General features: G+C 63.6%; 7 protein-coding genes and 3 pseudogenes. 5 read left to right on the forward strand and 5 right to left on the reverse strand.

Annotated elements, in window-relative coordinates; genetic code table 11:
* The coding region (locus ACFWW8_RS37415; RefSeq protein WP_386537111.1) for an integrase core domain-containing protein at positions 1–368 on the forward strand (368 nt) is incomplete at its 5' end.
* A gap of 122 nt (positions 369–490) precedes the next feature.
* On the opposite strand, the pseudogene ACFWW8_RS37420 reads toward ACFWW8_RS37415, so the two are convergent.
* Positions 491–646 (reverse strand): annotated as a pseudogene (locus tag ACFWW8_RS37420) (serine/threonine-protein phosphatase); the annotation flags it as partial.
* 665 nt (positions 647–1,311) lie between these two features.
* Here ACFWW8_RS37420 and ACFWW8_RS37425 point away from each other — a divergent pair.
* Both ACFWW8_RS37425 and ACFWW8_RS37430 read left to right on the forward strand, forming a co-directional pair.
* On the forward strand, positions 1,312–2,193 hold the full coding sequence (locus ACFWW8_RS37425; protein ID WP_386537119.1) for an SAM-dependent methyltransferase: 882 nt from the start codon (positions 1,312–1,314) through the stop codon (positions 2,191–2,193).
* Positions 2,194–2,339: 146 nt separating this feature from the next.
* On the forward strand, positions 2,340–3,080 hold the full coding sequence (locus ACFWW8_RS37430; RefSeq protein ID WP_386537113.1) for an HAD family hydrolase: 741 nt from the start codon (positions 2,340–2,342) through the stop codon (positions 3,078–3,080).
* 326 nt (positions 3,081–3,406) lie between these two features.
* Here the strand turns inward: ACFWW8_RS37430 and ACFWW8_RS37435 are convergent.
* Together ACFWW8_RS37435 and ACFWW8_RS37440 are read right to left on the reverse strand one after the other, a co-directional pair.
* Positions 3,407–4,171, reverse strand: a pseudogene (locus ACFWW8_RS37435) (IS5 family transposase); the annotation flags it as partial.
* Between the two features lie 1,106 nt (positions 4,172–5,277).
* A pseudogene (locus tag ACFWW8_RS37440) lies at positions 5,278–5,724 on the reverse strand (SRPBCC family protein).
* Positions 5,725–6,003: 279 nt separating this feature from the next.
* Here ACFWW8_RS37440 and ACFWW8_RS37445 point away from each other — a divergent pair.
* Entirely contained in the window at positions 6,004–6,318 is a 315-nt protein-coding gene (locus tag ACFWW8_RS37445; RefSeq protein ID WP_386537115.1) for a hypothetical protein, read from the forward strand.
* Between the two features lie 188 nt (positions 6,319–6,506).
* Positions 6,507–6,731: a hypothetical protein gene (locus ACFWW8_RS37450; RefSeq protein WP_386537125.1), complete on the forward strand. Its 225-nt coding sequence runs from the start codon at positions 6,507–6,509 to the stop codon at positions 6,729–6,731.
* A gap of 169 nt (positions 6,732–6,900) precedes the next feature.
* Here ACFWW8_RS37450 and dxs read toward each other — a convergent pair whose 3' ends face one another.
* Both dxs and ACFWW8_RS37460 read right to left on the reverse strand, forming a co-directional pair.
* Complete coding sequence (dxs, locus tag ACFWW8_RS37455) at positions 6,901–8,841, reverse strand: 1-deoxy-D-xylulose-5-phosphate synthase (RefSeq protein WP_386537122.1); 1,941 nt, start codon at positions 8,839–8,841, stop codon at positions 6,901–6,903.
* Between the two features lie 28 nt (positions 8,842–8,869).
* A complete protein-coding gene (locus ACFWW8_RS37460) occupies positions 8,870–9,970 on the reverse strand; it encodes a polyprenyl synthetase family protein (protein ID WP_386537117.1) in 1,101 nt (366 codons plus the stop codon).
* Between the last annotated feature and the right edge of the window lie 129 nt (positions 9,971–10,099).

Raw genomic sequence — 10,099 nt, forward strand, 5'->3', positions numbered from 1 at the left:
TTGAGCACCTTGGCGATCTTGTCCCAGTCCTGGCGGGCGGCATAGCGGAAGGAGTCACCGTCGAACGCGTCCTGACCGACAACGCCCGGGCCTACAGCAAGAACACCTGGCGCGACACCTGCCGCGATCTGGGCGTCAGCCCGCGATGGACCAGGCCCTGGCGGCCGCAGACCAACGGCAAGGTCGAACGCTTCCACCGCACCCTCCTCGAGGAATGGGCCTACCAGCAGCCCTACACCTCAGACGCCGAACGACAGACCGCGTTCGCCGACTGGATCGACTGGTACAACTACCACCGATCCCACACCGGCATCGCAGGCCAAACACCCGCCAGCCGCGCCACCAACCTGTCCGGACAACACACCTAGGCCCAACAAAAGCCCTACTCCGAAGCCTGAACGATGACCTGACGAGGCTGGCGAATCCGGGTCCACGTTCGGTAGCCTCGGGGCAGGCTTGGACCGGCCAGGCACGGTTCGCGGTCCGCCCGTCAGAGCGCCGTCCGGGGGTGGCTTTGGGGCCCGTGCCAGTCGACGCACAGCACGGTCGCGTCGTCCTTGGGCGGTTTCCCCTCGTGTGCGTCGCTGACGGCGCCGACGAGGGTGCGGACGACCTCGCGCGGATGCTCGGTCGCGGTCCTCGCCGCCGATGACGGAGTCGTCGGGAGCCGGTGCGGAGGTTTCGCATGACCCCCGGACAGACGCACAATGGCTGAGCCTGTCGCCTGCCGTGTATACCCCCGCTCGTCACTCCGACATATGCCCGGGACGGGCGGTTCGCCCGCTTACGCCTTGCCCACCGGCGTCGGCTGTGCGCCGGCGCGACCGGGCCAGTCCGGCCTGCCAGTACCCCTATATCGCTACCCGGCACGGCTGGCCGGGACGGTCCCGTGTCGTCGAGGGCAGATGCCGGGCTGCGATGGCCATCGCCATCCACGCCGACCAAGACCGTCAGCTTCAGAGCCGGTTCCTTGCGGCCTTGCACGCGGCCGCGAAGCAGGGTAAAGCGACGCCGGCCCACTGGGCTCATGTGCAGGACCGGGTGCTCTTCACCAGAAGTCATTTTGACAGGGCGGGCAGCCCGTACCAGCTTTGTGCGCGGTGAAGCGCTCCGGTCAGGCGTCAGTAGCCGACGAAAGCCCGGAACGCGGCCAACAAGGATCATGGATCATGCCGCCTCACCAGTCGTGCGCTGCTTGAGTATCCATTACCTACGCACCGGCGCCGTTGTTGCGTTAGGTTCTCCGTCACACGACAAAGGTTGGAAGGAACCAATGTGACAAATTCCCCCAGCGACAACATCGGATATACCGTGATACGTGGATCTCACATAGACCCATACGAAGAAAAAGTAGCATACACCTACGAAGACGACCCCGAGTCGTGGCGCAAAGTTCTAGGGGATAACCTGCTTTTCGAGTGGGGAGTTTACGATCACCCAGATTCCCCTCGACCCGTATCGATGGACGAGGCGTCGGTAAGGTTTCTCGACCGACAGCTTGAGCAAGCAGGATTGAAATCGCCCACACCGCCTATGCAAAGAATCCTCGATGTAGGTTGCGGATGGGGTTATACGCTAGGATACCTTGCTCGACAATTCGAAGATTGCGTGCGGTTGGATGGAATAAACGTTAGTCGCTCTCAGCTAGAGCACTGTTCTCGGTATCTCTCTGCCCAGGGATTGACCGATCGAGTCAGCCTGTACTTTTGCAACGCCCTGGATATAGATCTTCTACCTGATCACGGAGTCCCATACGACCTGGTATTCATGCGCGGCGTTATCGACCATTTTCCGCCCGAAGTGTTTGCTAGCGCCATGAAAGCATTGGCTAGCCGCGTAAGCTCAAGTGGATCTCTTGTTATTTCTACTAACCTCTACAATGAGAACCTAGATAACTACCAGTCCGCCATACCAGATGAGGTTGATCGGCTAGCTTCCGGGCACCGTAAGACACTCGAGATGGTCACGCAAATGCTGGAATGCTCCGGATTCCAAATCGCAAACGTACAGGAGATGCCATCGGCCGCAGACGTCGCACATTTTCTACTCGAAGCGAAGAGTAACATAGAGGCGCATTTTCCAGAAGGAGTTACTGGCGCCCTCAAGGAATTGCGAACATGTGCAATCAATCTATCGATCGCAATGCTGCAGGGCAAAACATCCGCCTACAGTATCATAGCGACCCGACCGTAAGCATGAATCGAAGATCACGCGGCGGAGAAAAGGCAGCCCTAGATGGTCTCACCCCTTAGAATCTGCATACTGCAATGCCCCAGGATCCGGTCCCTCGGTAAGATTTCGAGTGCTCGATCAAACGACCGACGGGGACAGGGGTGGAGGTGAGCGCGTTTGAAGCGGGATCATCCATGCGTGTTGCTGTATTCGATATTGATGGCACCCTTTATCCTGACGTATTATCATGGACGCTTCCCGAATGGCTCGTCTCGACAGGTGCGTGCCCTGCCAGCAGATTCGTCGAATTACGCCATTTTTTGTGCGGGGTTGGCGCTACTGAGGGGGTCACTGAGGGATTGGCGCTGCTTCCCAAGGCTTATGAGTTGTTTGCTCAAGCGCTAGCCGAAGTAAGGGTTACAGATCTCGAAAACGCAGCAGAAAATCTTTGGCGGCAAAAAAAAGGGCTCCTATTTCCTTTTTCTCACTCTCTGATGCAGTCTATTGCTGCCGCTAGATGCGTACCGGTGTTGATTTCAAGAGGTCCAGACATTATAGTTCGACAAGTTGCAAAGAGCCTGGATGTTAGCTTATATCGGGGAACCAGATTTCAAGTCAAGGCATCTCGATACACGGGAGAGATTTTTTATCGCGACAACATGAAAACAAAGAAGGAGTTTCTCTTTGACTTATTCGATAGCCCTATAAATCTTGATGGATCAATGGCGGTCGGTAATACCCTTCACGATGCACAAATTCTAGAGCTAGTAGGATTTCCATACGCCTTTGAGCCGAGCCAAGGCCTAACGGAAGTTGCACTTGAAAGAGGATGGCCAATAGTCGATCGGCACACTATTAAGCGGGTAGTGGCGGACGCTTTCTTGCGTAATGCCGGGCTGGCACATTAGGTGTGATAGACGATCCTCGACGGTCGCCGGGTATGGGCTGTATCGACTTGAGACGATGTCTTGAGCGGTATGTCAGGCCTGCAGCCGCGCGGAACACCGCATCCCGTGAGGTGCCGTCCGTGTCTCGGACAGCGCGCATCGTCACCGCGACAGCTTTGACCCAGGCGGCGCAGATGGCGACGACCGTTCAACCCAATGAGCACTCACGTGTCTGAGCCTCATTAGTGACCACCCGAGAGCGTGAACTTGATTCCCTCACCCTGGAAGGCCGCGTCGCGAACGGCCTGGCGCAAGGGCTGCTGGCTGGTGTAAAGACCGTGTCCTATGGTGAGGCGGACGAGTTGCTTGTAGCGGCAGATGGCTGCGTTGAGTCCGAGACATGGCGGGTAGTTGCGGGCATGGTCCGCTCAATCACCCGCCGGCGACCGAGTCGCTCTGATGACTCGACGCCCTTGCGTGCGATAAGATCCCGGCTCGTTTGCCGCGCAACCATTTCCGCAGGTGGGGAACGTCGTAAGCCTTGTCCACGTGGAAGAGCCGGGGTTTGAAGTGGCTGCCGCGGTGGGGGTCGTGTCTCGTTGCGTGACCTGTGATCATGGGCTTCAGCGCGAGGCTGTGGGGTGGGCGTTGGCGGCGCTGACGTCGACGAGGAGGGGCAGCCCGTTCCCATCTGACAGGACGTGCATGTTGGAGCCCGGCCTGTCCCGGTCCACGGGGCTCGGACCTGTAAGTTCGCCCCCCTTTTTTTGGCCCTCACGGGGGCGGAGTCCAGGACGGCGCGGGAGAGATCGAGAAGGCCGGCGTCGTCAAATCGGTGCAGGCTCTCCTCGTGCAGCCGCCCCCAGACTCCGGCCCCCGACCAGATCAGGAACCTGCGGTGGGCCGTCGACCTCGATATCCCAAAGCACGGCGGCAACGCCCGCCAGGCGCCGCATCCGCTGACCAGGACGTAGATGATCGCCGCGAACAGTGTCTCATCAGACGTATCGGTGTACCACCGCCCTGCGGCCGCACCTTCGACGACGGGATCAGCGGCTCGCGATCTCCCACAGCCCGTCCGGAACAATCCAACTCCACGTACCCCGCCCCATACCGACATCGATGACGCCTCACCACATAGGACACGGTCTTTAAACGCCGTCGCCCCAGAACAACTGCACTGGCCAGCGCAGCGGCCAGGACGACCTTCCACCGTCGTCCGGGCCCGGCGCGCAGCAGGGGCACATGGGCAAGGGGGCCTGACCGCGAAGCAAAAGATGATCGTGGGACCGATGCCGAACTGGGCGGCGAGCCTTGGCGCGAGCAGCGCACCAGCCGCCCACCGGGATCCCCGGCGCCCATGCTGACGCAGAGATGCGAGGTACGGCGTGGCGGCTGCCATGGTCGAACCAGTCGGGAAATTCTCAGCCGACTGTGGCAGTCCATCCTTTTCGCGAGAAGGTGACCGCCCCCCCCTCGGCGGTGATGCTAACCGCAGCGCCCCGGACGGGGAGGTCCCCATCATCGACGAGCCAGGTACGAACGCGGTCCAGCTCGTCCCACAGGCGGGTCGGCCCCCCTGCGTGCCCCGATGCTGGGGTGGTGACGGCGGCAACATCGGTGGCGGCGGTAACGCGGAAGCACCGGAAATGGCACCTCCGGCGGCGGCAGCACCCCCAACCAGCCCAAGCCCGACGGCGGCGCGACCCCGATCAGCACCGGCACCGGCACGACGGGTATGGCATCCGCCCCCAGTTGCGGCGAGCTCGCCGCAACCGGAGCCGACCCAGCCACCTCCTGGGCCCTCGGCGGCGCAGGACTGGCCCTCGCCATGGGAGCCGCCCTTGTCGCCGGTACCGGCCGGCGGCACCGTACCACCACCTGAAACACAGCCCCGTTTTCGACGGCAGGGGACCCCGGACCGACGTCGCGGGTAAAAGCATCCGCTTCCAGGGCGCCGCAACGGGACTGCCTTGTTCGGAAAGTGCTGGCTGGCTTCGGGTCCGGTTGCCGAAGCCGGCCAGGGGGTGTCTGCCTCAGAAGCCGGGCAGGTCCACGACGAAGATGAGCGTCGATCCTGCCGGGATCAGCGGCGAGAGTAACTGGTTGCCCCAGCGAACTGACCTCAGGGTTCAGGCCACGTTCACACCCGTTCCAAGCCCGAAGGGATGGTGATGCCGGGGGAGGCTGGTTCACCCGGGTAAGGCCGACCCGGGGGTCAGACCTCGCCTCGCCAGGAGCCGGTCTCGCGGCCGCGGCCCTCGATGTAGTCCTTGAACCGCTTCAGATCGCCGGTGATCCGTCGCTTGACGACACGGCGCTTGTCGCCGACGTTCTCAGCGAGGCCGTGCGGTTCATAGTCGAGCTGCAGCATCACCTTGGTCCTGCTGTCGTCCAAGCGGTCGAAGGTGACCACGCCGGCCGGCTTGACCTCGCCGCCCAGCGTGGTCCACGCGACCGCTCGTCCGGGATCTGCTCGGTGATCTCCGCTTCGAACTCCTTGGTCACCCCGCCGATCTTCGTCACCCAGTGCGTCATGGTGTCGGTCCGCTGCTCGATGCGCTCCACACCGTCCATGAAGTGCGGGAACGACTCGAACTGCGTCCACTGGTTGTAAGCGGTGTGCGGGGACCTCGACCTCGATGGACTCCTCGACCTGCGACACAACAGCATCCTTCCTCTTCGCCGGCCGTACAGCATCCGGCCGTACCCGGGAGCCCTTCCCCTCCCCCGCGGCGGCGTCCCGGTTCCGTGTGCTCATGGCCCCCGGACAGACGCACGATTGCTGAGCCTGCCGCCTGCCGTGTATACTCCCCGCTCGTCACTCCGACATCTGCCCGGGACGGGCGGTTCGCCCCCTTACGCCTTGCCCACCGGCGTCGGCTGTGCGCCGGCGCGACCTGGCCAGTCCGGCCTGTCAGTACCCCTCTTTACAGTTGCCACTGTGAACCAGAACGAGCAGCAGCCGCTGGTGGACGAGATCCGCCACGTACTTGCGGCTGGCGGTTTTGCCAACCTTGAGGGGACTGACCGGGGGCCGATCGTTCAAGAAGAGGCGCACGGCGTGCTCATCACTTGGCAGGTAAGCGTGCACGCCGTCCTCAGCATGGACGGGCGCGGCGACCAGCTGGAGCACCTGGTGTCCCTGCACGACATACGGCAAGTCGTCGGCCATGCCCTGACAGCGATTCTCGAACGCGCCGGACTCCTCGTCGACCCCAGCCCGGCTGATGGCCTCATGGTGACCCGAGCCGGCTGACAGCCGTCCCCGGCGGTTGCTTCGTCAACGCCCTACCCATCGACCGGCACCGGCACATGCCGGTGACTGCTTGAGCCGGGCTGGACTCCGCGACCGCCCAGATGCGCGCCTCGGGTCGGTTGGCCCGGCGCGGGTTCTGCGCGGGTCGCACGGTGGTAACCGTGGGCGCCGCACGGCGTCGTCCCGGCATGGACATGGACGACGAAGACTTCCTCAACGTGCTCCTTGACGCGGTCACCGACACCCGCCTCCAACTCCTCACCGGCGACGAAGCACGTGCCGGGATTATGCTGCTCGGCGACCTCGAGCCGAGACCCGTTCCGGGAAGGTCCGTGCCGAGGCGGGTGAGATGCGGTTCCGCCTGGGTTCGGCTCGCCTTCCCCGTGGACGCTCCCGGGGCCGCACCGGCATGATGTCGTGGAAGCCCTCGGGACGGGCGGCACCCACCGCCAGCCGGACGTTTTCCTTGGCGGGGACCCGGACGGTGACGGAGGGGTTGGCGGGCTGCCCGGTACTCATAAGCCGGCCCCCCCGGGGGGCCGGCTTATGCTCTTCGATCCGACAGCCCGATATTCCCCGGGTTCAACGATGTACCTTCTCAAGGACGGCGAGAGATTCACGTTCCGGCCTTGAGGAGGCCAGGCTGGTGACCTGGCGGGCGATGTCCGGGGCGGTCAGCCCGATCTCGGCCAGGATCTCTGGGCGGGAGGCGTGGTCGAGGAAGCACGGCGGGATGCCGAAATTGCGCAGCGGGATGTCCACGCCGGCGTCCCGCAGCGCCTGGGCGACGGCGGAGCCGACGCCGCCGACGCGGCTGTTGTCCTCGACCGTGACGACGGCCCGGTGGCGCTCGGCGAGCGGGGCCATCGCCTCGTCCACCGGCTTGACCCACCGGGGGTCGACCACGGTGGATGAGATGCCCTGCGCGTCGAGGAGGTCGGCGATCTCCAGGCACATCGGGGCGAACGCGCCGACCGAGACGATCAGGACGTCCGGCTGGGTGACCTCCGGGGCGGGGGTGCGCAGCAGGTCCATGCCGCCGAACCGGCCCACCGCGGGCACCGCGAGGCCCACCGCGCCCTTGGAGAAGCGGACCACCGTCGGGGCGTCCGCTACCTCGACGGCCTCCCGCAACTGGGCCCGAACCTGGTTCGCGTCACGTGGCGCGGCGAGCCGCAGGCCCGGCACCACCTGGAGAATCGACATGTCCCACATGCCGTTGTGGGAGGCGCCGTCGGTGCCGGTGACGCCGGCCCGGTCCAGCACGAAGGTCACACCGCACTTATGCAGGGCCACGTCCATGAGGACCTGGTCGAAGGCGCGGTTGAGGAAGGTGGCGTACACCGCGAAGACCGGGTGCAGGCCGCCGGTGGCCAGACCCGCCGCACAGGCCGCACCGTGCTGCTCGGCGATGCCGACGTCGTAGACGCGGTCCGGAAACGCCTTGGCGAACTTGTCGAGGCCGACGGGTCGGAGCATGGCGGCCGTAATGGCCACGATGTCCTTGCGCTCCTCGCCGAGCGCGACCAGCTCCTCGCCGAAGACGGACGTCCAGTCGGCCCCGGAGGAGGCGATGGGCAGGCCGGTGTCCGGGTGGATTTTGCCGACGGCGTGGAAGCGGTCGGCCTCGTCCTTGAGGGCGGGCTGGTAGCCGCGGCCCTTCTCCGTCAGGCAGTGCACGATGACCGGGCCGCCGAACCGCTTGGCCTTGGTGAGGGCGGACTCCAGGGCCTCAATGTCGTGGCCGTCGATGGGGCCGACGTACTTCAGGCCGAGGTCCTCGAACATGCCCTGGGGGGCGATGAAGTCCTTCAGGCCCTTCTTGACGCCATGCAGCGTCTCGTAGAGCGGCCTGCCGACGACCGGGGTGCGCTCAAGGAGGTCCTTGCCGCGGGCCAGGAAGCGCTCGTAGCCGTCGGTGGTGCGCAGGGAGGCGAGGTGGTTGGCCAGGCCGCCGATGGTAGGCGCGTAGGAGCGCGCGTTGTCGTTGACGACGATGACCAGCGGGCGGTGCTTGGCGTCAGCGATGTTGTTCAGCGCCTCCCAGGCCATGCCACCGGTCAGCGCGCCGTCGCCGATGACCGCGACGACGTGGTCGTCCCGGCCGAGCACCTCGTTCGCCTTCGCCAGGCCATCGGCCCAGCCCAGCACAGTCGAGGCGTGCGAGTTCTCGATGATGTCGTGCACGGACTCCGCCTGACGGGGGTAGCCCGACAGTCCGCCCTTCATCTTTAGCTTCGAGAAGTCCTGGCGGCCGGTGAGCAGCTTGTGGACGTACGACTGGTGGCCGGTGTCCCAGAGGATCCTGTTCTTCGGCGACTCGAAGACGCGGTGGAGGGCGATCGTCAGTTCGACCACGCCCAGGTTGGGGCCCAGGTGCCCGCCAGTCTTGGAGACCGCCTCGACGAGGAAGGACCTGATCTCCACGGCCAGCTGGTCCAGCTGCTCCGGGCTGAGCAGGTCTAGATCGCGCGGTCCCGTGATGCGGGTCAGGAATGGTTGCTTGCGCGGGACCGTCGCCAGCGTTTCGGTGAGCCTCACTTGATCGACCTCAGAACTTCCGGTTGATGACAGAGTCTATTATTTCGGTCAACTGGGTGTGTGCGGCATGGTGAAATGCGAGACTTTTCAGGGCCGCCAGGCTCTGTTGGTGATTCTGTTCCGCTTCTTCCATCGTGGAGTCTCTGCCGCCTGCCGCCTCGATCAGGTGCACGCTCCGAGCGATCATCCCCGGCTCCGTATGCCAGTCATTGCGAGACATCAGATCGCGGAGTTCCTCCGACGCTGGCCCGCCGGCGTTCAATGCGGTGACTACCGGAAGTGTCTTCTTGCCGTTCCTGAGGTCGTTCCATTTCGGTTTTCCTGTGGTCTCCGGATCCCCCCATATTCCGAGGATGTCATCCCATGCTTGAAACGAACGGCCTAGGTACATTCCCAACCTGCTCAGCGCGTCGATTCGAGTAGGGTCGGCACCGCCGGCGGTAGCACCGAGAGCGCTGGCGCACGCAAGTAGAGCTCCTGTCTTGCCATCGTGCATGCGACGGCATTCTCGACGAGTCACGACAGGCCCGCGCGTTTCGAAATCCAGGTCGAGGGCCTGTCCGACGATGAGGTCTTGAACAGTGGCTGCTAGGAGCCGAGTGGCTTCAATCGTCTGGATCGTGGATTGATTTGACTCACGCTCGTCGATCAACTCTTTATATGCGGCGGCGAGGAGCCCGTCACCTGTGAGAACGGCCAAGGGAATTCCGAATGCGGACCAGGCGGTCGGTCTTCCCCTGCGACTCGCATCCCCGTCCATGATGTCATCGTGGATGAGAGAAAAATTGTGAACCAGTTCGACAGCGGCGGCTGCCCGAAGCCCGACTTTTTTGGGAATTCCGCACGCGCTTGTTGTGGCAATTGCGAGCGCCGCACGCAAGTACTTTCCTGAACGGCCGCGGCGTGGAGTTCCATCCTTGTTCACCCACCCGAAATGATAGGCGGCGACTGTTTTCATGGGAGGGGCTAGGCGGTCTACCCTGTCGCGCAGATAGGGTAAAATTTCACTCCTTGCATCGTCCAGCAGAATGTCGAGTTTTTTGGTAGGTGCGGGATAAGCCTCCGTATGCCAAGGCATTTCGTTTGATTTTTTTGCACTTGCGCTATTCATACGTCATCCGTTCTTCTGCTGTGCAGCTGCCAGTGCCGAGTCGGCCGGGCCGGGGTCAGATCCCGATGGCCACGGTGGGCTCGCCGGAGGTCACGCCGTCCTTCTCCATCTGCTCGGCGATCTTCATCG

The sequence above is a fragment of the Streptomyces sp. NPDC058701 genome (assembly GCF_042715295.1).
GTDB lineage: Bacteria > Actinomycetota > Actinomycetes > Streptomycetales > Streptomycetaceae > Streptomyces.